The following is a 22189-nucleotide window of genomic DNA, read 5'->3' as shown; positions in this document are numbered from 1 at the left end:
ATTTTAATAAATTATCTTAAAAATGAATACAAAAACCAAAATTTCGATACTAATCCTTATGGGATTTTTAGCAGTTACTTCTTGCGGAAAAAAAGAAACAGTTCCTGCTGATCAAACAGAAACAACTGAGCCATCTACAGAAGGAGAAGCTGCGCCAGTAACGCCAGCTGCTGAGGAAAATGTATTAGTTATTGAAGGAAATGATCAAATGCAATTTAATGTAAATGAATTGAAAGCTGTTACGGGAAAACCAATCAAATTGACTTTGAAACACGTTGGAAAAATTCCAAAAGAAGCAATGGGTCACAATTTAGTGATTTTACAAGAAGGAACAGATCAAGCTGCTTTTGCTTTAAAAGCTAATGACGCCAAAGCAACAGATTATATTCCAGAATCTGAAAAAGCTTCAATTATTGCTCACACTAAATTAATTGGTGGCGGAGAAGAAGATACAATCGAGTTTACAATTGATAAAAAAGGATCTTATCCATTTATTTGTTCTTTCCCTGGCCACGTGGCTATGATGAAAGGTGTATTAATTGTTGAGTAAATAACATAAACTCCAAATGCTGTAAATAGGTTTGGAGTTTTTTTTAAAACAAATAAAAGATAATTTTGTCTTTTATTAATCAATTTCCCCCCAAGAAAAATGAAAAGAGAAAAAAAATTATGGATAGTTTTTGCATTGGTAATGAGTATATCATTTGCCGTGCTTGGTTATTACGGTTACGAGATTTATCAGCAGGCACCGCCAGTTCCAAAAGAAATAGTAACCGATTCTGGTAAAGTTGTCTTTAGCGAAAGCGAAATTAAAGACGGACAAAATATCTGGCAAAGTATAGGTGGCCAGGAAGTGGGATCTATCTGGGGACACGGCGCCTATGTGGCCCCAGACTGGACCGCAGATTGGCTACATAGAGAAGCCATTTTTATACTAGACATTTATGCCCAAAAAGATTTTAACAAAAAGTATGATGAATTAGATGCTGAAAAACAATCGGCCTTAAAAATTCGATTGCAGAAAGATTTGAGAACCAATCGTTATAATTCAGACACAGGTATTTTGACTATTTCTGAAAATCGTTTAGCAGCGATTGAGCATTTAAGCGAATATTATAAAGGTCTTTTTACGAATGATCCAAAATTCGATAAATTGAGAGAAGAATATGCGATTCCAAAAAACTCTATAAAAAATGCTGAGAGAATGCATAAAATGAATGCCTTTTTCTTCTGGGCAACTTGGGCAACAGTCACCAATCGTCCTGATAATACTATTTCTTACACACACAACTGGCCGTCAGATGAATTGGTTGGAAATACAGCCACAACAGAACTTTTAGCTTGGTCTGGAGTAAGTATTATTTTATTGATTTTAAGTGTGGGAATCTTAGTTTTCTATCATGCAAAATCGGGAGAAGAAGAAGAATTTCCGCTTCCAAAAGAAGATCCGCTTATTAAGCAAGGCAAAACAAAATCTATGGGATTAGTGACCAAATATTTCTGGATTGTAAGTCTGCTGATGGTTTTACAAATGGTATTTGGAATTATCACAGCGCACTACGGAGTGGAAGGAAATGGTTTATACGGAATTCCAATTGATCAGATTCTGCCTTATGCTGTAACAAGAACATGGCATACTCAATTGGCAATTTTCTGGATTGCAACGGCTTGGCTTGCAACAGGATTATATATTGCGCCTGCAGTTTCAGGTAAAGATCCTAAATTTCAATGTTTTGGAATTAACTTCTTATTTGTCGCTTTACTAATTATTGTTTTAGGTTCAATGGCTGGACAATGGTTTGGCGTAATGCAGAAACTGAATTTAGTTCAGAATTTCTGGTTCGGACATCAAGGTTACGAATATGTTGATTTAGGTCGTTTCTGGCAAATTTTCCTTTTAGTTGGACTGTTTTTATGGTTGGCTTTAATGATTCGTCCTTTACTTCCAGTTTTGAAGAAAAAAACAGAAGAGAAAAACCTAATCATTTTGTTCTTAGTTTCTTGTACTGCAATTGCCATGTTTTACGGAGCAGGATTAATGTGGGGAAGACAAACCAATTTAGCAATTGCCGAATATTGGAGATGGTGGGTAGTTCACCTTTGGGTTGAAGGATTCTTTGAAGTATTTGCAACAGTTGTAATTGCGTTCTTATTTGTTCGTTTAGGATTATTAAAAACGAAAACAGCCACTTTAAATGTGCTCTTTGCAACCATTATTTTCATGTCTGGAGGTATTTTAGGAACATTCCATCACTTGTATTTCTCAGGAACACCAACAGCAATTATGGCTTTAGGAGCAACATTCAGTGCCTTAGAAGTAGTTCCGTTGACTTTAATTGGATTTGAAGCGTATCAAAACTATAAAATCTCAAAATCAACGCAATGGATCGCCGATTACAAATGGCCTATTTATTTTATGATTTCTGTAGCGTTTTGGAATTTTCTCGGAGCCGGAATCTTCGGATTCATTATTAATCCGCCAATTGCCTTGTATTATGTTCAGGGATTAAATACAACGCCTTTGCATGGACACACGGCTTTGTTTGGAGTTTACGGAATGTTGGGAATTGGTCTGGTACTATTTGTACTGAGAAGTTTATACCGAAATGTAAGCTGGAATAACAAACTGCTAAAAATCACTTTCTGGTCTTTAAATATTGGTTTATTTCTAATGGCAATTCTAAGCTTATTACCAATTGGAGTTTGGCAGGCAATTGAAAGTATTAGTCACGGAATGTGGTACGCACGTTCTTCAGAATTAATGCAGCAGCCAACAATGATTACTTTAAAATGGCTTCGCGCTATTGGAGATTCTATTTTCGGAATCGGATTTATTACAATGGCTTGGTTTGTATTTGAACTGACATTAAAAAACAAAAAATAAAATACACAAAATATAAAATAGAGTAACATGGAAAATTTAAAAAACAAAACAATAGGATCATTTGTAGCTGAGGATTTTAGAACAGCTGCAGTATTCTCTAAATATAGAATTGATTTTTGCTGCAAAGGAAACCGAACAGTAACCGAAGTCTGCGAAAAGCAAAACATAGATGCAGATGCCTTATTAGAAAATGTACTGCAAGTTGTACAATCAGAAAATAGCGGAAGCATTGATTTCAATTCATGGCCTTTAGATTTATTGGCAGATTATATTGAGAAAACGCATCACCGTTATGTGGAAGAAAAAACAAATGTTTTGCTTCCATTTTTAGATAAATTATGCAAAGTGCACGGCGCAAATCATCCTGAATTATTCAAGATTAATGAATTGTTTATTGGCTGTGCAGGAGAATTATCTCAGCATATGAAAAAAGAAGAATTGGTGTTGTTTCCTTTTGTAAAACGAATGGTAAAAACGAAAGAATCTGACGGGATTTTATCTCAACCATCTTTCGGGACAGTTTCAAATCCGATTGCGATGATGATGCATGAACATGATAACGAAGGCGAACGTTTTAGAGCAATTGCCGAATTGACTAATAATTACATTCCGCCAGCAGACGCTTGTACGACTTACAGAGTAACTTTTGCAATGCTGAAAGAATTTGAAGCAGATTTACACAAACACATTCATTTGGAAAATAACATCTTGTTTCCAAAAGCGGTTGTTTTAGAAAAGGACTTTGTTGAAGTTCAATAAAGGTTAATTTTAATAGTTCGAAAAGCACCGATAAAATATCTAAACATGATAATTATCGGTGTTTTATTTTTCAAGAAATGTTATTTTTAAAGGGTTGAATTTGGTTAAAAAAGCAAAGCGGAGTTCTTATGATAGCTTTAAGACAGCGTTTGTCATCCTGACGAAGGAAGGATCATACTAGAAAATCTACAATCCATATCTCCAATCTTTATTGAGTTTCGTTTGTGATCCTTCCTTCGTCAGGATGACAAGATTGTGTAGATAATATAAAATCTATGTTTCTATGTGTTTAAAAAATATTTCTAAAATGAATTCTCAAAAAAGCTGGATACTTTGCTGTTTTTTTAATTTTCTGATTGCTTGCGTTTTCGGATTATTAATGCGGTTTATGTATCTCTATCCTTTAGATTTTCTTAATTATAGCTTTCTGCTTCATGCGCATTCGCATGTTGCGATGTTAGGCTGGGTTTATTTGATCGTTTATGTTTTGGTTGTTCATTTTTTTATTCCGAAAGAAAAAAGCCAGAAACCCATTTACAACCGCTTATTTTGGCTGACAGAATTTTCAGTAATCGGAATGATGATTGCATTTCCTATTCAAGGTTATGCTTTGTTTTCGATTGTTTTTTCAACACTGCATATTTTGTTGAGCTATGTTTTTTGCCGTTTGGTTTGGAAAGATTGTGTCAAAGATAAATCGCCATCACAAAGACTTTTGTTGGTTTCGATTCTGTTTATGATTTTATCGACTTTCGGAGTTTGGTGTCTTGGACCAGCCGTAAGCATGCTAGGAAAACAAAGTGCTTTTTATCAAATTGCCATTCAGTTTTTTCTTCATTTTCAATTTAATGGATGGTTTATATTGGCAATTTTGGCTTTGTTTTTAAAACAATTTCAAAATAAAATTGATGAGGTAAAGTTTAAGAAGTTTTACTTTCTAATGATTGTTTCTACGCTATTAACGGTTTGTTTTCCAGTTCGCTGGTTTATCGAAAATGATAGTTTGAGTTATATCAATGGTTTGGGAGTTTTAATGCAATTGGGAGCTTTTATTTATTTCTATAAAATGCTAAAACCACAAATTATTGATTTCAAAAGCAGATTAAATAAAACTACTAAAATGGTTTACGGTTTGGCTTTATGTTCTTTGTTTTTGAAAGTTGGAATTCAATTGCTGACTCTTTTTCCCAATCTAGCAGAAGTTTCACATCAAATTCGAAATTTTGTAATTGGTTTTATTCATTTAACGACTTTGGGAATCATAACTGGATTTTTGTTTGGAATTCTGCTTCAGAATAAAATGCTTTATACCAATTCTAAAACATTAAAAATAGGAGTGAAGTGTTTTATTTTAGGATATGTTTTGACAGAAGTTTTGTTGTTTCTTCAAGGTTGGTTCTTCTTTTTTGGAGAAGGAAGTATTACAGGATATTTTCAAAGTATTTTGATTTTCAGCATTCTTTTGGTTTTGGGGTTGGTTTTAATGATGAGTTCGATAATTAGGCGAAATTTATATTGTCATATCAAATAAGTCCCAGCGGGACGGCATATTTATAGCAGAGGGATGACATATTGTAAAGCTTAGGATTATAAAGCTTCGGAGAAGCGACATATTTATAGAAAACGTTTGGCGAAGATAAAAAGCTCCAGCGGAGCGACATATTTATAGAATCATATTTGTTAACCTGATAAATATTTCGCTCCGCTGGAGCTCTCTATGTAGATGATTCAGATTTTTCTATAAATATTTCGCTTCTCCGAAGCGATACGAGTTCTAGAAAATAAGTCCCAGCGGGACGACATATTTATAAAAAACGTTTGGCGAAGATAAAAAGCTCCAGCGGAGCAAAATATTTATAGAATCATATTGGGAATTTGCTAACCTGATAAATATTTCGCTTTTCCGAAGCTTAACTTAGCTTTTTATGTAAATAAAAAACAAGAGTCAATTTATTTCTAAACTTACTCTTGTTTCTTACTAATTAACCTATTTAAATATCTATATCTTTCCAGCTTCAAGATTTATTATTTCGATTGTTTTTTCATTATTTACGCCTAAACCTTCCTGCTGAAAAACCAATTCTCCTTCAGGATTAAAAACGCTGATAATATTTGAATGCGAAAAATCTATTGGAGAGATTTTTTTATAATTGACAGCCAAAACTGCTGCAAATTCGCGAGTGTTTTCTTCAGTTGAACGAAGGAAAATCCAAGGATCTTGATTCATTTTGTTTTCAATAGCGAATGATTTTAGTCTTTCTGGAGTATCTGTATTTGGATCTATACTTACCAAAATCAATTTTACATGCTGTTTTGTTTGTTTCTCCAATTTTGATTCAATATCACGCATATCGGCAACTAATCTCGGACAAGCCGATTTGCAGCTGGTATAAATCATTACCATTACCAAAACATTTCCTCTCAGACTTTTCAATTCAATGTCTTTACCATCTTGTGTTGTCCATTTTGAAGGAAGATTGTAAATCGATAAATCACTGATTTCCTTTTTTGTTTCTGCTATAGCTTCTTTTTTATCTGCTTCTTTACAGCTGTAAAATGAGAATAGGAGAAGAAAAGCGATTGCTATTTTTTTCATTGTAAACTAATTTAAATTAGATTTTTGGTTTTGTGGTGCTGGCGCATCTAAAGCCAAGATTTCGTGTTGAATATTGCGCTTTCAAGCTTCCTCTGAACGCGTAACGCATAAAAGCGGCATAATCCATTAAATCGGATGCATTTACAGATCCGCTTCCGCAGAAAAGATTTTTGTCGGTACTTTTATCTTTTCTAGATTCTCCAGATAAAAAGATGCTGTTGAAATCAGAAGTCCATTCCCAAACCAAACCATGCATATCGTAAACTCCCCAATAATTTTTGAAAGTTTTTCCAATTTCATTTTCATACGTTCTCGATTTCTCATACCAAGACAAAATGTATTCGTTGAATTCTTTTTTGGTTCTGGCGTCAATCTTTTTAGTATCTGCCATTGCTACGTATTCCCATTCATCCATTGTAGCTAAACGTTTTCCTTCGCATTCACAGTATTTTTTTGCGGCAAACCAAGAAACACTTGTCACAGGCGAATTTGGTTTTGCATTTCCAAAATCAAAATCAGTTGACCAATACGACAAATAGCTTTTATCAGCAAAAATGCCTTTAATTTTTGACTTTTGGTAAGAAGGATTTTTTTTGACGAAATCTAAGAATTCACGGTTTGTAACAGGGTAAATGTCTATATAAAAGGATTTTACTTCGACAGGTTTTTTAGAAACGACTCCATAAAGAGGGACAAAAGATCCCTCTTTAATGAAAGCCATTTCTGTTTCCTGTGCCTTCATGACACTAGTAAACACAGGGAAAAAGACAATTAAAAGAATGAAAATGTATTTTTTCATGCCGTTGGTTTTGCTGTTATCTTAGCGCTTTTACCATTTCTGGCGTAATTTCTGTTTTATTATTTCCCCAACTGCTATAAATGTAAGTCAGCACATTTGCGATTTCATCATCAGATAAATTCTGAGCTGGCATTACGTTGTTGTATTTTTTACCGTTAACTGTAACTTCTCCCGTTAAACCATGTAGAATCGTTTTAATAGCACGTTTAGAATCAGCATTCAGATAATCTGATTTTGCTAAAGGAGGGAAAGTATTTGGGATTCCTTGTCCTTCAGATTGGTGGCAAGCGAAACAAGTTGTTCCGAAAATTTCTTTACCAATTTTAACTTTTTCTTCAACAGTACGTTTTGGAACTGCTGCTTTTGCAGTTGAGGTTCCAGGCATTTTTTGAATTGTTCCACCTTCAGGCAAATAAATACCTTCTTGAATAGTTCCAGAATAGATGTTTTTGTTTTCTTTTCCTTCCACTTTTAGCATTCCCAGAGCACCTTTGTTGAAAGCTCTAAAAATAGAGTGATCAACTAAAATGAAAGTTCCCGGAGTTTCAACTTTAAAATCTACAATTGCAGCGCCACCAGCAGGAATTAAAGTCGTTTGAACATTTTTGTTTATTGTACTTCCGCCTTCAACATGCACATTGTCAAATATTTCTCCGATAACGTGGAAAGAAGAAACCAAATTTGGTCCACCATTTCCAACAAACAAACGAACGGTTTCACCAACTTTAGCAGTCAATTCATTTCCATTTGTTAATGATCCCACTTTTCCGTTAAATACTACATAATCAGGAGTTTCTTTTACCGCTTTATTCATGTCAAACGGCTGAAGACCTTTTGCACCATATTCACCTTGAGTGTAAAAATCGCCTTGCATAACGTAGTATTCTTTATCAACAGGAGGAAGTCCGCCTTCAGGTTCAACCAAAATCAATCCGTACATACCATTTGCAATGTGCATTCCCACAGGAGCTGTTGCACAGTGATATACATACAATCCAGGATTTAGAACTTTAAAACTGAAAACTTTTTCGTGTCCAGGAGCTACAAGAGAAGAAGTTGCTCCACCACCTGGACCAGTTACAGCGTGTAAATCGATATTATGCGGTAATTTGTTGTCAGGATGGTTTTTTAAGTGAAATTCAACTTCATCGCCAACTCGCGTTCTAATAAAACTTCCCGGAACAGAACCGCCAAATGTCCAATAAGTATATTTTACACCGTCAGTCATTGTACCTTCTTGTTCCTTAATTTCCATGTTTAATTTAAGTTTCATGGCGGTTCTGCTGCCAACAGGTTTAGGAACGTGAGGTGGTGATGTGAGTTCGGCATCCATTTCGCCCTCAGTCATAATATCTGCGTAATTTTTAGCTTCATCTTTTTTGCAACTGCCTAAAAGAAGAATCATAAAAAATGAACATATCAGTACGTTCATTTTAATCCAAATTTTGTTATTTCTTTCCATAATTACTTGGTTTTGTTTTCGTTTAAATATGGATCAAAATTAAAGGACTATTTTGTCTTTTATTATGATAAAAATCATGTTTGCTGATAATTCCGAATAATTGTTTAAGGTAAAACTTACAGAATAAAATCAGATGATTATTTTTAAATAAAAATAATTGAGGCTCTTCATTTTAAATTAATAATGATTATTTTTGCTCGCTGATTAAGTAAAAAAAATTACTACATATATTATGGTAAAAGATTTATTCGAAAGAATTCAGGACAATAAAGGACCTTTAGGAAAGTGGGCTTCTCAAGCAGAGGGTTACTATGTTTTCCCAAAGTTAGAAGGAGAGTTGGGTCCTAGAATGACTTTTCACGGAAAAAATATTTTAAACTGGAGTTTAAATGATTATTTAGGTTTAGCAAATCATCCAGAAGTTCGTCAGGCAGATACAGATGCAGCAATTCAGTTTGGTGCAGCATATCCAATGGGAGCTCGTATGATGTCTGGGCACACAACGTATCATGAACAATTAGAAAATGAATTAGCTGAATTCGTAATGAAAGAATCTGCTTATTTATTGAATTTTGGTTACCAAGGAATGGTGTCTATTATTGATGCTTTGGTTACTAAAAATGACATTATTGTTTATGACGTAGATTCGCATGCTTGTATCATTGATGGTGTTCGTTTACACATGGGTAAACGTTTCACATACAAACACAATGATCTTGAAAGTATGGAGAAAAACTTGCAACGTGCTACTAAAATGGCAGAAGAAACAGGTGGAGGTATTTTATTTATTACTGAAGGTGTTTTCGGAATGCGCGGACAGCAAGGAAAATTAAAAGAAATTGCTGAGTTAAAGAAAAAATACAATTTCAGATTATTGGTAGATGATGCTCACGGTTTTGGTACTTTAGGTAAAACTGGTGCTGGCGCAGGTGAGGAGCAAGGAGTTCAAGATCAAATTGATGTTTACTTCTCTACTTTTGCAAAATCTATGGCTAATATCGGAGCTTTCGTAGCGGCTGATAAAACAGTTATCGATTATTTGAAATATAACTTACGTTCTCAAATGTTTGCTAAAGCATTACCAATGATTCAAACAATTGGTTCATTAAAACGTTTAGAATTGTTACGTAAATCTTCTGCAATTAAAGATAAACTTTGGGAAAATGTGAATGCATTACAAAGTGGTCTTAAAGAAAAAGGATTTAATATTGGAGATACAAATACTTGTATTACACCAGTTTACTTAGAAGGAAGTATTCCAGAAGCAATGGTTATGGTTAACGATTTAAGAGAAAACTACGGTATTTTCCTTTCTATCGTTGTATATCCAGTTATTCCAAAAGGAATTATTTTGTTAAGAATGATCCCGACAGCTTCTCATACATTAGCAGATATCGAAGAGACTTTAACAGCTTTCGAGGCAATTCGTGAGAAATTGATTAACGGAACTTATAAAGAAATTGCTGAACGTACAACTGTTGACGTTTCGTAAATTCATAAAAAAATAGATTTCCTTAAGTGGGAATTATGTAAAAAAATCCATTTGTTCTACGAATGGATTTTTTTTATTTAAGCTAACTTTATGTCATAATCACAAAATAAAAACAGCATTATGAAAAAAGTATTAACTATAACAACTCTTGTTTTAACAGTTCTTGTTTCATGTAAAAAAGAAACTAAAACAGAGCCAATTCAAATAACGCCAAGTCCACCAAAAGAAGCCGAAATTGTAGAGCCTGCAGGCGATCAATGTTATGCTTGGAGATCAGACGGAAGCGTGATCGAAATGAGTTTTAATGTTAATTCTCATCAGGAAGTAAACGGAAAACTAAGTTATAATTTGGTTGGAAAAGATAAAAACGAAGGAACTTTAATAGGAAATATGAAAGGCGACACTTTAATTGCCGATTATACTTTTAATTCAGAAGGAGTTTCGTCTGTAAGAGAAGTTGTTTTTCTGCAAAAAGATGGAACTTTTGTTGAAGGATATGGCGATGTAGTAACTGCCAATGATAAAGTTTCTTTTAAAGATAAATCAAAACTAAAATTTGATCAAAAAAATACTTTGACTAAAGTTGATTGCAAAGTAGAGTAAATGATGTGTTTATGAAGTGAAAAATCCATTCGTTTGGGGGCGAATGGATTTTTTTATTGTTAATTTTCTAAAACTAAAAACTGAGACTGCGACTGAAAACTAAAATTAAAGATTCTTCAAATAAGTCTTTCTCTGACAGTGAATAACTGGATCAAAGTTTTTCCAAAGTAAATGAATAGCATTGTTTTCTAATAATTCAGGAGTTCTAATGCAAGTTTGGATTCCTTTAGCAGAAAACGTTTTGTAATATTCGTCAAAAATAATAGCCGTAACACCTTTATTTTGGTATTCAGGATGAACTCCGATAAGGTAAAAAACAACATCTTTACTGTGTTTTCTAGCTTTTAATAGTTGCAGAAAACCAAACGGAAATAATTTCCCTCTTATTTTTTGCAAAGCTTCAACAAAACTTGGCATTACAATACTGAAAGCAACCAAATTATCGTCTTTATCAACTACAAATTTGATGTATTCTGGATTGATGAAACTGATATATTTCTTTTTAAAATACTCTTTTTGCACATCAGAAATGGCTACAAATGAAGCTAGTTTTTCATAAGATTCATTAAACAAATCAAACATTTTGTCTACGTGAGGCATAATATCTTTTGTTTTGGTAAAATTAAGAGCTTTTAGTCCGTAACGTTTCTTGATTAATTCTTGTGCCTTTTGAAAGAATTCTGGTTTAACATTAGAAAAAGGAAATATGCTTTCTATATATTGTTTTTCAACTTGAAAGCCTAATTCCTCAAAATGTCTTACATAATATTCATGATTATACCATGTAATCATGGTTCCAACTTGATCAAAACCTTCGGTAAGAACTCCAACTTTATCTAAATTTGAAAATCCCATTGGACCTTCAGCATGTTCTAAATTATGTTTCCTTCCTAATTCATAAACTTTTTCAAGCAAAGCTTTTGTGACTTCAATATCATCAATTACATCAAACCATCCGAAACGTACTTTTCTCTTGTGCTGGTTATTAACTTCAGACCAATTGATAATAGCAGTAATACGTCCCACAATTTTATTATCTCTGTAAGCCAGATAAAAGTAAGCCTCGGCATTATCAAACGCTGGATTTTTAGTTTTATCAAAAGATTCCAATTCATCTGAAATAATAGGAGGAACCCAATACGGATTATCTTTATACAATGAAAAAGGAAATTTTATGTATTCGGTTAATTCTTTCTTGCTTTTGGCTTCTTTAATTGTAATCATTAAGGTGGTATTGAGTCCTTTTTAAAGGTTTGTTATTTTTACTTTATTCGTATTTTGCTTTACGTTTTCTTTCTTTTTCCTGATAATCTATTTGTTTTTCATTGTCTGGATTCTTTTTGGCTCTGTCTGCGGCTTTGTTTACTTCTACCTTTTCTTTGTACCATCCGTCATATCGCCATGAAACTCCAACGCCACCATATAAAATAGATGGTGTGTTTTTGAAATTAGTACTTATAGAAGCATCAACCTGCATATTTGAAGAAAGCAGAAAAGCAGCTCCTGTACGAAGAATAGAATCACTATAAAAGTCGCTTTTATATCCTTGATTTTCAATAAAACCAGACCATCTGTCATTAAATCCGTGCGTCAAAGTTAATACATATCCATAACTTGGATAGTCTGTGCCAATATAATCTGCAATAATATTAGTTACAAAAACCCAAGATCCTCCGCCTAATAGGTTTTGTGTAATCAATGAAATTTTAGGCGAAATAGCGCCATCTGGAGAAAAATAATAAGGATTATCGGCACCAACAAAATTAGCTCCTGCAAAAACAGAAACAGCTGGAATCAATTCGCGCCATTGAAAATTACGATTGGCTTTGTAGCTATAAATATTAGCTTCTCTTTTATAATTTTTATAAGGATCGTAAATAAGATATTTAGCACCTAAAACAGTCTGTCTGAAATTATTCTTTTTATAACTAGTGTAAGAAGTATCAAAATTTTCCATTTGATATTGAATATCAGCAATAAATTCTAATTTCTCAAGAAACGCACCATATCTAATAGTAAGATCTGTACCAAATCCGCTGGCGTCATAATCTAATAAATCGTGTTTTTCTTTAATGCCATAAACACCTAATTCGGCTTGAATCACTGATTTTCCAACAGCATAAGCTGACATGGTTTCACCTGGACGATTTGAATTAATGACATCAGTATATTGCGCAAAAAACAGTTGTGGAATAAAAAAAAGTACCGGGGCAAGTAAGTTTTTAATTTTGAACATATAATTTTTTTTGGATTAAAATATAATAACGCATTTCAAATGTACATATTTTATTATTTATTTAAGATTCATATTTTATTTTTAAACAACGGATTTATTAATTTTGGAAAAAAATTATAGAGTTATGCAAGAAGCATCATTTTCAGGTTTGAGATTTATTATTGGGCTTATCGCCTTTTATTATATCATGAAATTTTTAGCTCGAATCTTTTTGCCAGTATTGGTAAAAAAGGCAGTTGAAAATGCGAGTGAAAATTTTCAAAGACAGCAACAACAATACGGTCAGTACAATCAAGGCAATAATTGGCAGAATAACAATACTAATAAAGACGAAATAATTATTAATACTGCTAATGCTAAAAACCCGCGCGAAACCAAAAAAGTCGGGGAGTATGTTGATTACGAAGAAATAGATTAGATTTGTGTCCTGAAAATTTAGGATTCATTTTAACCCAAACCAGCCAAAATTGAAAATAGTAAATAAGTTCTATCCGCATGCCCTTGTTGTACTGGGCTTTATCTTAGTATCATTAATTTATTTTTATCCAGTTCTACAAGGAAAGCAAATTTTCCAGTCAGATATTGCTCAATATACCGGAATGGCAAAAGAGCAAAATGACTTTAGAGCTGTTGAAAATGCTGAACCTTATTGGACAAATTCAGCTTTTGGTGGTATGCCAACATATCAGCTTGGAGCAAATTATCCGAACGATTTTATTGGTAAAGTTGATGATGTACTGCGTTTTCTTCCGCGTCCTGCAGATTACTTGTTTTTATATTTCCTTGGTTTTTATGGTTTATTATTGGTCTTAAAAACTGATCCGTTGAAAGCTTTTATCGGAGCTATAGCATTTGGTTTTTCAACTTACATGATTATTATTTTAGGAGTTGGTCATAATGCCAAAGCGCACGCTATTGCTTATATGCCTTTGGTAATTGCAGGATTTATACTCGTCTTTCAGAAAAAATATATTTGGGGAGGTTTGCTCACCATGTTTGCTGTGGCACTTGAAATTAGTGCTAATCATTTCCAAATGACCTATTATTTATTGATATTCTTATTGATACTTTCAGGTTATTTTGCTTTTAATTTTATCAAAGAAAAGGACTTTAAAGGACTTTTAATTTCTTGTGGAGTTTTACTTGTTGCTGGAATTTTTGCTTTAGGAGCTAATGCTGGAAATTTAATGGCAACAAATGAATATGCCAAATATAGTATTAGAGATAAAAGTGAGTTGACTTTTAATCCAGACGGATCAAAAAATGAAACCACAGCTTCTATGACAACCGACTATATTACAGAATATAGTTACGGTATCGCAGAAAGTTTAAATTTAATTGCTCCAAGAATTTTTGGAGGTTCAAGCCATGAAAATGTTGGTACAGACAGCCGTATGTATGCATTTATGGTTGAACAAGGAGTTCCTACATCTCAAGCTCAGGATTTTGTTTCGGGAATGCCAACGTATTGGGGAGATCAGCCAATCGTTTCTGCGCCAGCTTATATTGGAGCAGTAGTTTTCTTTTTAGCAGTTTTAGCACTATTTATAGACGAAAGAAAAATCAAATATGTTTTCCTTACAGGAGCACTTTTTACTTTAGTGCTTTCTTGGGGTAAAAACTTCTCTTTGTTGACGAACTTTTTTATTGAATATGTTCCGTTGTATGATAAATTTAGAGCGGTATCTTCAATTCAAGTTATTTTAGAATTATGTTTCCCTGTTTTAGCTGTTATGGGATTACAGTCATTCTTTAAGGCTAAAGACGAGCCTAAATTACAGCAGAAAGCTTTAGTTCAGACTGGAGTTTTTGGTTTGGGAGTTCTTGTTATTTTATTAATAGCAAAAAGTTTCTTCCATTTTACAGGAACAAGTGATCAATATTTCTTAGAAAGCTACGGACCAGGCTTCGTTGATGCTTTAAAAGAAGATAGAATGACTATGTATTATGCAGATTTATTAAGATCTGGATTTTTAATAGTTGTTACTTTTGTGGTGTTGTGGATGTTTATTAAAAACAGATTATCTCAGACAACAACTTTAGTTATAGTTGGAATTGTAATGATTTTTGACTTATTCTTTGTGGATAAAAAATATGTTTCGGCTAAAGATTTTGTGAGTCCAGTTCAAATTGCGGCGCCATTTCAAGAAACACCTGCAGACAGTCAGATTTTAAAAGACACATCGGTTTACCGTGTATTTGATCTTCAGGGACAATTGCAAGGAAGATCTTCTTATTTCCATAAAACTATTGGTGGATATAGTGCTGTAAGACCAAGAAGAATGCAGCAATTGTACGATTATCAAATTGCTAAAAATAATCTTGAAGTGCTTAATATGCTTAATGTTAAGTATGTAATTCAAGTAGATAAAGAAGGAAATCAAATTCCTGCTGTTAATCCAGATGCTAACGGAAATGCTTGGTTTGTGGGTGCAGTAAAACTGGTAAATAAACCAGATGATGTAATGAAAGCGTTGAATACTTTAGATACTAAAAAAGTAGCGGTTTTCAATGTTCACGAGCATGAAAGTAAATTCCAAAACGCGAGATTAAAGAAAGCTTTTGATACAACAGGAACGATTAAGGTTGTTACTTATAAGCCAAATTATATCAAATACAAATCAGAAAATAACGGAGAAGGTTTAGCTGTTTTCTCTGAAATGTATTATAAAAATGGCTGGAACGCTTATATAGACGGTAAATTAACAGATCATTTCCCAGTTGATTATGTTCTAAGAGCAATGGAAGTTCCTGCTGGAAAACACACTATTGAATTTAAATTTGAGCCTCAGATTATCAAAACTGGAGGGACAATTACTTTAATAAGTTCAATTGGAATGCTGTTGCTTTTAGCTGGAGGAATTTATTTTGAAAGTAGAAATTCTAGTAAGAAAAATGAAGTCTAGAATTTCAAAATTCTAAATTCGCACTTTAAAAATAGTAAACTCATTTTCCTTGGAACAAAAAAAACTTTTAATAATTACCTATTATTTCCCACCTGCGGGAGGGCCTGGTGTACAGCGTTGGCTGAAATTTGTAAAATATTTGCCAGAATTTGATGTACAGCCAATAGTTTACGTTCCAGAAAATCCGACTTATCCAATTGTTGATGAAGGATTGGTAAGTGAAATATCAGATAAAGTAATTGTTTTAAAGAATAAAATTTGGGAGCCTTACCAATTGGCTTCCATTTTTTCGAAAAATAAAACCAAGAAAATCAGTTCGGGAATTTTTCCGCAAAAGAAAAAACAGACCTTTTTAGATAAAACATTCCTTTGGGTTCGAGGAAATCTTTTTATTCCAGATGCACGCGTTTTTTGGGTAAAACCATCCGTTTCTTATTTAGAAAAATACATTCAAGAAAATAATATTGATACGATTGTAACTTCTGGACCGCCACATAGTTTGCACTTAATTGGTTTAGAATTACAGCAAAAATTAAAAGTGAAATGGTTTGCCGATTTCCGTGATCCTTGGACAACAATCGGATATCATAAAGCGCTTAGATTATCTTCTTATGCAGAAAAAAAGCATAAAAATTTAGAACACAAAGTGCTTAATTCGGCAGATGAAATCATTGTAACAAGTAAAACCACTAAAACTGAATTTGAAGCGATTACCAATAAGCCAATTACAGTAATTACAAATGGTTACGATGTTGAAACTGTTGAAAAACAGACTTTAGACACGAAATTTACTTTAGCTCATATTGGTTCTTTCTTATCAGATAGAAACCCGCCATTTTTATGGGAGGTTTTGGTTGAATTACTGAAGGAAGTTCCAGAATTTAAATCTCATTTGGAAATTAAATTAATTGGAGCGGTAAGTCAGGAAGTTTTAGATGCAATAGAAGAAAATCAACTGAAAGAATACTTAAATTTAGTGGGTTACGTTTCTCATAAAGAAGCTGTTGCGCATCAGAGAAAATCTCAAGTTTTACTTTTAATAGAGATTAATTCTGAAGATACGAAAAGTATTATTCCAGGAAAATTGTTCGAATACATGGTTTCAAACCGCCCAATTGTTGCAATTGGACCTCAAGGTTCTGACTTTGCAGATATTGTAACAGAGACTAATACCGGAGTATTTTTTGATTATTCTGAAAAAGCGAAATTAAAAAGTGTACTTTTGGACTTTTTTAATCAGTTTTTGGAAGGGAAACTGCAATCGCATGGAATTGGCTTACAGCAATATTCTCGAAAAAATCTAACGAAGCAATTAGCACAGCTGATTAGGAAATCATAGATTGTAAAAAATCTAAAATCTAAAATCTAAATTCAGAAATCCAAACATGGGTATTGTCTTAAATCAGTCTTTTAAAAACACTATAATTACATACATTGGTTTTGGTATCGGAGCCATTAATACATTATACCTTTATCCTGTTTTTCTTGGGGCAACATATTATGCTTTAACGAATTATATTACTTCTGCAGCAAATGTAATTATGCCTTTGTTTGCAATTGGAATGCAAAATACACTTGTAAAATTTTATTCGCAATATAAAACAGAAGAAGAAAGAGAGCAGTTCCTGTCTTTTACAGCTTTATTTCCTGTTATAATGTGTATTCCGTTAGGTCTTATCGGAATCTTTTTTTATGATGATATAACCGATTTTGTTTCTAAAGAAAATCCTGTCGTTCGTGAATTTATGCTTCTTATTCCGTTTATAGGGATTTGTATGGCATATTTTGAAATTTTCTATGCGTGGGCAAGAGTGCATATGCATTCCGTTTTTGGAAACTTTATTAAAGAAGTTGGTTTAAGATTACTTTCAACTTTTGCCTTAATCGGATTGTATTTTAACTGGATAAGTTTGGTTGAGTTTGTTTATGTAACGGCGGCTATTTATTTCTTGGCTTTTATTGTAACAATGTTTTATGCTTTTTATATTAAGAAGCCTAATTTTCAGATAACTATACCTGAAAATGTAAAAAGTGTAATGGAATATACTTTTTATATTATTTTGTCAGGTAGTGTTGCCAATTTGCTTTTAGACGGTGACAAATTGATTTTGAATCAGTACATGAAAATTGAAAATATTGCGTATTATTCTGTTGCAACTTATATCGCTTTAGTAATTTCAGTTCCAAGTCGCGCTATGCACCAAATTGTGTATCCAATTACGGCGAGATTAATGCATGAAAACAAACATGACGAATTAAATCGGCTTTATAAAAAAACGTCTATCAATCTTCAGATTGTGGGAGGATTTGTAATGCTTTGTATTTTTGTAAATATTGATCAATTGTACGAGTTGGTTCCAAAGGAATATAGCGGAGGAATTCCAGTAGTATTTATGATTGGTCTTTCAAAGTATTTCGATTTGATTTTAGGAAATAATAATGCGATTATTTTCAATACTAAATATTACCGAATGGTATTGTATTTAGGATTAATGCTGGTTGTTTTAACGGTAATTTTGAATATCATTTTTATCCCTATTTTAGGAATTTTTGGTTCTGCGTTTGCAACTCTTCTTTCTATTACTTTATATAGTTTGGCTAAATTGCTTTTTGTGGTTAAAAAACTAGATTTATATCCATTCACAAAGCAAACCATTCATTCAATGGTTCTTACTTTTGCATTGTTTTTAGTGTTTTATTTCTGGGAATTTCCATTTTTCCAATTAATAAGCATTGCTTTAAAATCGGTTTTAGTAACTATTTTGTATCTGTATTTGAATTATAAATTCAGAATATCTCCAGATATTAATAATGTTATTGATTCTATTTTCAAGAAACTAGGATTTAAAATTTAATCTGATTTTTGAAGAAAGCTGATATTTCTAGCTAAAATATTCTTTAATTTTTATTAAGCAATCTCTTTTTTGCCTTGGATTTTTAATTGCTAGAAGCAAATGAAATTCTTTGGCGAGAAAATATTCCTGTTAAATTATTAGCCGTAACTTCCTTTGCTATGGTTAAGTAATTGAAAATAAGTGATTAAATAATCAATTTTAACAGGTGAATATTTTGTAATTAATTTTATAAAAATTAACTTTATCATGAAAGTTTAGAACTACTTTGAAGAAATTGTAGAATTATTTCTAACAAAATGGATAAATGTAGGTGTTTTTTTATTTTTTTGGATGAAGTAATTTTGCAAGAAATTGCGGAATAAGAAAAGTGTATTGGATTAATTGTAGATTTAAATTAATTATGAAAGACAATCATCTCAGCCAGGAACAAAGCATGCAAGTATTTTCGAACATGATTTCAAACAAAGTTCATAACGGATTTACTTTAGAAGAAAGAAATGATGAATTGCTTTTCGCGGTCTTATCTAAAGGTGGAAAAGTGGTTAATCACAGTTTAAATTTCATGATTTTTTGTTTAACTCTGGGTTTGTGGTCATTTGCTTGGCTCTATCTTACCTTTGAAGCATCAAAACAGAAAAAGATTTTAGTAGCTATAGACGAAGATGGTCTTCCTTTTGAAGAAAAATGTCTTGTAGCTTAAACATTAAAAAAGAAATAAAATAAAAGCCATAAATACAAACTAATCAATTGTATTTATGGCTTAACTATTTTAAAAGGAAGATATATTATAATTTGTCTTTCAAATAAACTCCTGTTACAGATTCTTTTACTTTAACAATATCTTCAGGAGTTCCTGAAGCAAGTAAATGACCTCCGTTTTCACCACCTTCTGGACCTAAATCTAGAATCCAGTCAGCACATTTTATTAAATCAAGATTATGTTCGATTACAATTATCGAATGTCCTTTTTCGATCAAAGCATCAAATGAAGCTAAAAGCTTTTTAATGTCATGAAAATGCAAACCAGTTGTTGGTTCGTCAAAAACAAATAAAGCTTTGTCTTTGGTTGCTCCTTTTACCAAGAAAGAAGCCAATTTAATACGTTGTGCTTCTCCGCCAGAAAGCGTAGAAGAAGATTGGCCTAATTGCACATATCCTAAACCAACATCTTGTAAAGGCTGCAATTTTTGAGTGATTTTTGATTGTTTGTTTTTTTCGAAAAAAGCAATAGCATCATCGATTGTCATCGTCAAAATGTCATTGATGTTCTGATTGTCAAAAGTCACTTCTAAAATCTCTTTTTTGAATCGTTTTCCTCCGCAAGTTTCACAAGGTAAAGAAACATCGGCCATGAAAACCATTTCGACATTTATAGAGCCTTCTCCTTTACAAGTTTCGCATCGTCCTCCGTCAACATTAAAAGAAAAATGTTTAGCCTGATAACCTCTTATTTTCGATAATTTTTCCTTGGCATACAAATCACGAATATCATCATACGCTTTAATATAAGTTACTGGATTTGATCGAGAACTTCTACCAATCGGGTTTTGATCTACATATTCAATATGCTTAATCTGCGAAAAAGAACCGCTAATTTCACTAAACTGTCCCGCTTTTTCAGCTGCACTTTCTAGTTTCTTCTGCATTGCCGGAAACAAGATTTTCTTAATCAAAGTACTTTTTCCACTTCCAGAAACTCCTGTAACAACGGTTAAAACATCAAGAGGAAAAGTAACATTAATGTTTTTTAAGTTGTTTTCGCGCGCGCCAATAATATCGATATGATTTTTGAATTTTCTTCGTCTCTTAGGAACAGAAATTTCTAGATCGCCGTTTAGATATTTAGCCGTAAGCGAATCCGATTTTAAAATTTCGTCATAAGTGCCTTGCGCTACCAATTTTCCTCCAAAAGTCCCTGCTTCAGGACCAATATCGATAATCATATCGGCTGCTTTCATAATATCTTCGTCGTGTTCTACTACAATTACAGTATTTCCAAGATCTCGAAGAGAAAGCAATACTTTGATCAATCTTTCTGAATCTTTTGGATGCAGACCAATACTTGGCTCATCTAAAATATACATCGATCCAACTAAACTGCTTCCAAGAGATGTAGCAAGATTAATTCGCTGTGATTCTCCACCAGAAAGAGTGGCTGAATTTCTATTTAAAGTAAGATAATCCAAACCAACTTCGGTTAAAAAAGATAAACGATTATTGATTTCGACCATTAAACGCTTTGCGATCTGCTGTTCGTAAACATTTAACTCGATGTTTTTGAAGAAAGTAACCAAATGTTTAATTGGTAAATCAACTAAATCAGAAACTGTTTTTCCGTTGATTTTCACATAAGAAGCTTCTTCACGCAAGCGTTTGCCTTTACAAACATGACATTTTGTTTTACCACGATAACGCGACAGCATTACACGATTTTGAATCTTATAATTTTTTTCTTCTAGTTCTTTGAAGAAGTCATTTAGTCCTTGAAAATACTGATTCCCAGTCCAAATTAAATCTTTCTGTTCATCTGTTAATTGAAAATACGGTTTGTGAATTGGGAAATCAAATTTGTAGGCATGTTTTACCAATTCATCTTTATACCAGCTCATACTTTCGCCACGCCACGGATAAATAGCACTTTCAAAAATAGATAATGAAGTATTTGGAACAACTAGATCAGCATCGATGCCAATTATATTTCCATAACCTTCACAAACTGGGCAAGCTCCATAAGGATTATTAAAGCTAAATAAATGAACATTTGGTTCTAGGAAAGTAATGTCGTCCAATTCAAATTTATTCGAATAAGAAAATCTTTTTTCTCCATTTAATTCCTGCAAATAACAAATTCCTTTTCCTTCAAAAAAAGCAGTCTGGACAGCATCTGCTAGACGGTTATAAAATTCCTCTTCCTCTTTAACAACAATACGGTCAATAATTAATAAGACATCTTTATTGTCAAATTTATGTAAATCTGAAGCAGAAAACTCGTCTAAACGAACCATTTCATTATCGACCAAAATACGGGCAAAACCTTGCTGTAAAAGTATTTTTAGTTTGTCTTCTAATTGTCTTCCTTCTTCAAGATGAATAGGAGAAAGAAGCAACCATCGGCTATCCAGCGGAAGACTTTTAACATCGGCAATAACATCTGTAACTGTATTTTTTTTGACTTCTTGTCCAGAAATAGGAGAGTAGGTGCGTCCGATTCTGGCAAATAAAAGTTTGATATAATCGTAAATTTCAGTTGAAGTCCCAACTGTCGAACGTGCGTTTGTTGTGTTTACCTTTTGCTCAATCGCAATTGCCGGAGCAATACCTTTAATATATTCTACTTTTGGTTTATCTAAACGCCCTAAAAACTGACGTGCATAAGATGATAAACTTTCTACATAACGTCTTTGTCCTTCGGCATATAATGTGTCAAAAGCCAAACTCGATTTACCTGATCCTGAAAGACCTGTAATGACAACCAGTTTGTTTCTCGGAATGACTACATCTACATTTTTTAAATTATGTACCTGCGCTCCTTTAATTATTATATTTGATTTTGGGTCTATTTTAGAAAGATCAATTTGCATAAAAAACTCAATTTTT

The 22189-nt window shown here is 32.8% G+C and carries 17 protein-coding genes; 11 read left to right on the top strand and 6 right to left on the bottom strand.

Annotated features, from left to right (window positions below; genetic code table 11):
- Positions 1 to 22: 22 nt before the first annotated feature.
- From azu to DM444_RS11435, 4 genes are all read left to right on the top strand, one after another.
- Complete coding sequence (gene azu / locus DM444_RS11450; protein ID WP_111286718.1) at positions 23 to 550, top strand: azurin; 528 nt, start codon at positions 23 to 25, stop codon at positions 548 to 550.
- Positions 551 to 649: 99 nt separating this feature from the next.
- Positions 650 to 2884 carry a nitric-oxide reductase large subunit gene (locus DM444_RS11445; protein ID WP_111286716.1) on the top strand — a complete coding sequence of 745 codons (2235 nt, stop codon included), beginning with the start codon at positions 650 to 652 and terminating at the stop codon, positions 2882 to 2884.
- 27 nt (positions 2885 to 2911) lie between these two features.
- The gene (gene ric / locus DM444_RS11440) at positions 2912 to 3643 is read left to right on the top strand and encodes an iron-sulfur cluster repair di-iron protein (RefSeq protein WP_111286714.1); all 732 of its coding nucleotides are present in this window, start codon (positions 2912 to 2914) and stop codon (positions 3641 to 3643) included.
- A 307-nt stretch (positions 3644 to 3950) separates the two neighbouring features.
- The gene (locus tag DM444_RS11435) at positions 3951 to 5174 is read left to right on the top strand and encodes a cbb3-type cytochrome c oxidase subunit I (RefSeq protein ID WP_239455664.1); all 1224 of its coding nucleotides are present in this window, start codon (positions 3951 to 3953) and stop codon (positions 5172 to 5174) included.
- 468 nt (positions 5175 to 5642) lie between these two features.
- On the opposite strand, the gene DM444_RS11430 is transcribed toward DM444_RS11435, so the two are convergent.
- The 3 genes from DM444_RS11430 to nirK are packed head-to-tail and all read right to left on the bottom strand — an operon-like array spanning position 5643 to position 8470.
- Positions 5643 to 6239 carry an SCO family protein gene (locus tag DM444_RS11430; RefSeq protein ID WP_111286710.1) on the bottom strand — a complete coding sequence of 199 codons (597 nt, stop codon included), beginning with the start codon at positions 6237 to 6239 and terminating at the stop codon, positions 5643 to 5645.
- A gap of 16 nt (positions 6240 to 6255) precedes the next feature.
- The gene (locus DM444_RS11425) at positions 6256 to 7038 is read right to left on the bottom strand and encodes a formylglycine-generating enzyme family protein (protein ID WP_111286708.1); all 783 of its coding nucleotides are present in this window, start codon (positions 7036 to 7038) and stop codon (positions 6256 to 6258) included.
- A gap of 16 nt (positions 7039 to 7054) precedes the next feature.
- Positions 7055 to 8470, bottom strand: a complete 1416-nt coding sequence (nirK, locus tag DM444_RS11420) for a copper-containing nitrite reductase (RefSeq protein ID WP_394364528.1) — start codon at positions 8468 to 8470, stop codon at positions 7055 to 7057.
- Positions 8471 to 8732: 262 nt separating this feature from the next.
- On the opposite strand from nirK, the gene DM444_RS11415 reads away from it, so the two are divergent.
- Together DM444_RS11415 and DM444_RS11410 are read left to right on the top strand one after the other, a co-directional pair.
- On the top strand, positions 8733 to 9992 hold the full coding sequence (locus tag DM444_RS11415) for an aminotransferase class I/II-fold pyridoxal phosphate-dependent enzyme (protein WP_111286704.1): 1260 nt from the start codon (positions 8733 to 8735) through the stop codon (positions 9990 to 9992).
- 120 nt (positions 9993 to 10112) lie between these two features.
- Complete coding sequence (locus DM444_RS11410; protein ID WP_111286702.1) at positions 10113 to 10595, top strand: hypothetical protein; 483 nt, start codon at positions 10113 to 10115, stop codon at positions 10593 to 10595.
- Positions 10596 to 10700: 105 nt separating this feature from the next.
- Here DM444_RS11410 and DM444_RS11405 read toward each other — a convergent pair whose 3' ends face one another.
- Positions 10701 to 11819, bottom strand: coding sequence for a GTP cyclohydrolase (locus DM444_RS11405; protein ID WP_111286700.1), 1119 nt, complete (start codon positions 11817 to 11819; stop codon positions 10701 to 10703).
- A gap of 43 nt (positions 11820 to 11862) precedes the next feature.
- Positions 11863 to 12831: a transporter gene (locus DM444_RS11400; protein ID WP_111286698.1), complete on the bottom strand. Its 969-nt coding sequence runs from the start codon at positions 12829 to 12831 to the stop codon at positions 11863 to 11865.
- Between the two features lie 124 nt (positions 12832 to 12955).
- Between DM444_RS11400 and DM444_RS11395 the strand changes: the two genes are divergently transcribed.
- From DM444_RS11395 to DM444_RS11375, 5 genes are all read left to right on the top strand, one after another.
- Positions 12956 to 13249 (top strand): DUF4834 family protein, encoded by a 294-nt coding sequence (locus DM444_RS11395; RefSeq protein WP_111286887.1) that lies wholly within the window; start codon positions 12956 to 12958, stop codon positions 13247 to 13249.
- A gap of 49 nt (positions 13250 to 13298) precedes the next feature.
- Positions 13299 to 15737 carry a YfhO family protein gene (locus DM444_RS11390; protein ID WP_111286696.1) on the top strand — a complete coding sequence of 813 codons (2439 nt, stop codon included), beginning with the start codon at positions 13299 to 13301 and terminating at the stop codon, positions 15735 to 15737.
- 49 nt (positions 15738 to 15786) lie between these two features.
- Positions 15787 to 17076 (top strand): glycosyltransferase family 4 protein, encoded by a 1290-nt coding sequence (locus tag DM444_RS11385; RefSeq protein WP_111286694.1) that lies wholly within the window; start codon positions 15787 to 15789, stop codon positions 17074 to 17076.
- A gap of 46 nt (positions 17077 to 17122) precedes the next feature.
- Positions 17123 to 18592, top strand: coding sequence for an oligosaccharide flippase family protein (locus DM444_RS11380; protein WP_111286692.1), 1470 nt, complete (start codon positions 17123 to 17125; stop codon positions 18590 to 18592).
- A gap of 400 nt (positions 18593 to 18992) precedes the next feature.
- Positions 18993 to 19292: a hypothetical protein gene (locus DM444_RS11375; protein ID WP_111286690.1), complete on the top strand. Its 300-nt coding sequence runs from the start codon at positions 18993 to 18995 to the stop codon at positions 19290 to 19292.
- 85 nt (positions 19293 to 19377) lie between these two features.
- On the opposite strand, the gene uvrA is transcribed toward DM444_RS11375, so the two are convergent.
- The gene (gene uvrA, locus DM444_RS11370) at positions 19378 to 22173 is read right to left on the bottom strand and encodes an excinuclease ABC subunit UvrA (RefSeq protein WP_111286688.1); all 2796 of its coding nucleotides are present in this window, start codon (positions 22171 to 22173) and stop codon (positions 19378 to 19380) included.
- Positions 22174 to 22189 lie beyond the last annotated feature (16 nt).

The organism is Flavobacterium ginsenosidimutans (genome assembly GCF_003254625.1).
Taxonomy (GTDB): Bacteria; Bacteroidota; Bacteroidia; order Flavobacteriales; family Flavobacteriaceae; genus Flavobacterium; species Flavobacterium ginsenosidimutans.
Note: the sequence above shows the minus strand (reverse complement) of the source record. Positions and strands in the feature narration are given on the sequence as shown.

What these genes read in the sequence shown, in the direction of transcription:
- azu (WP_111286718.1), top strand. Translation starts at nt 23, where the DNA reads ATGAATACAAAAACCAAAATTTCGATACTAATCCTTATGGGATTTTTA.
- DM444_RS11445 (WP_111286716.1), top strand. Translation starts at nt 650, where the DNA reads ATGAAAAGAGAAAAAAAATTATGGATAGTTTTTGCATTGGTAATGAGT.
- ric (WP_111286714.1), top strand. Translation starts at nt 2,912, where the DNA reads ATGGAAAATTTAAAAAACAAAACAATAGGATCATTTGTAGCTGAGGAT.
- DM444_RS11435 (WP_239455664.1), top strand. Translation starts at nt 3,951, where the DNA reads ATGAATTCTCAAAAAAGCTGGATACTTTGCTGTTTTTTTAATTTTCTG.
- DM444_RS11430 (WP_111286710.1), bottom strand. Translation starts at nt 6,239, where the DNA reads ATGAAAAAAATAGCAATCGCTTTTCTTCTCCTATTCTCATTTTACAGC.
- DM444_RS11425 (WP_111286708.1), bottom strand. Translation starts at nt 7,038, where the DNA reads ATGAAAAAATACATTTTCATTCTTTTAATTGTCTTTTTCCCTGTGTTT.
- nirK (WP_394364528.1), bottom strand. Translation starts at nt 8,470, where the DNA reads ATGAACGTACTGATATGTTCATTTTTTATGATTCTTCTTTTAGGCAGT.
- DM444_RS11415 (WP_111286704.1), top strand. Translation starts at nt 8,733, where the DNA reads ATGGTAAAAGATTTATTCGAAAGAATTCAGGACAATAAAGGACCTTTA.
- DM444_RS11410 (WP_111286702.1), top strand. Translation starts at nt 10,113, where the DNA reads ATGAAAAAAGTATTAACTATAACAACTCTTGTTTTAACAGTTCTTGTT.
- DM444_RS11405 (WP_111286700.1), bottom strand. Translation starts at nt 11,819, where the DNA reads ATGATTACAATTAAAGAAGCCAAAAGCAAGAAAGAATTAACCGAATAC.
- DM444_RS11400 (WP_111286698.1), bottom strand. Translation starts at nt 12,831, where the DNA reads ATGTTCAAAATTAAAAACTTACTTGCCCCGGTACTTTTTTTTATTCCA.
- DM444_RS11395 (WP_111286887.1), top strand. Translation starts at nt 12,956, where the DNA reads ATGCAAGAAGCATCATTTTCAGGTTTGAGATTTATTATTGGGCTTATC.
- DM444_RS11380 (WP_111286692.1), top strand. Translation starts at nt 17,123, where the DNA reads ATGGGTATTGTCTTAAATCAGTCTTTTAAAAACACTATAATTACATAC.
- DM444_RS11375 (WP_111286690.1), top strand. Translation starts at nt 18,993, where the DNA reads ATGAAAGACAATCATCTCAGCCAGGAACAAAGCATGCAAGTATTTTCG.
- uvrA (WP_111286688.1), bottom strand. Translation starts at nt 22,173, where the DNA reads ATGCAAATTGATCTTTCTAAAATAGACCCAAAATCAAATATAATAATT.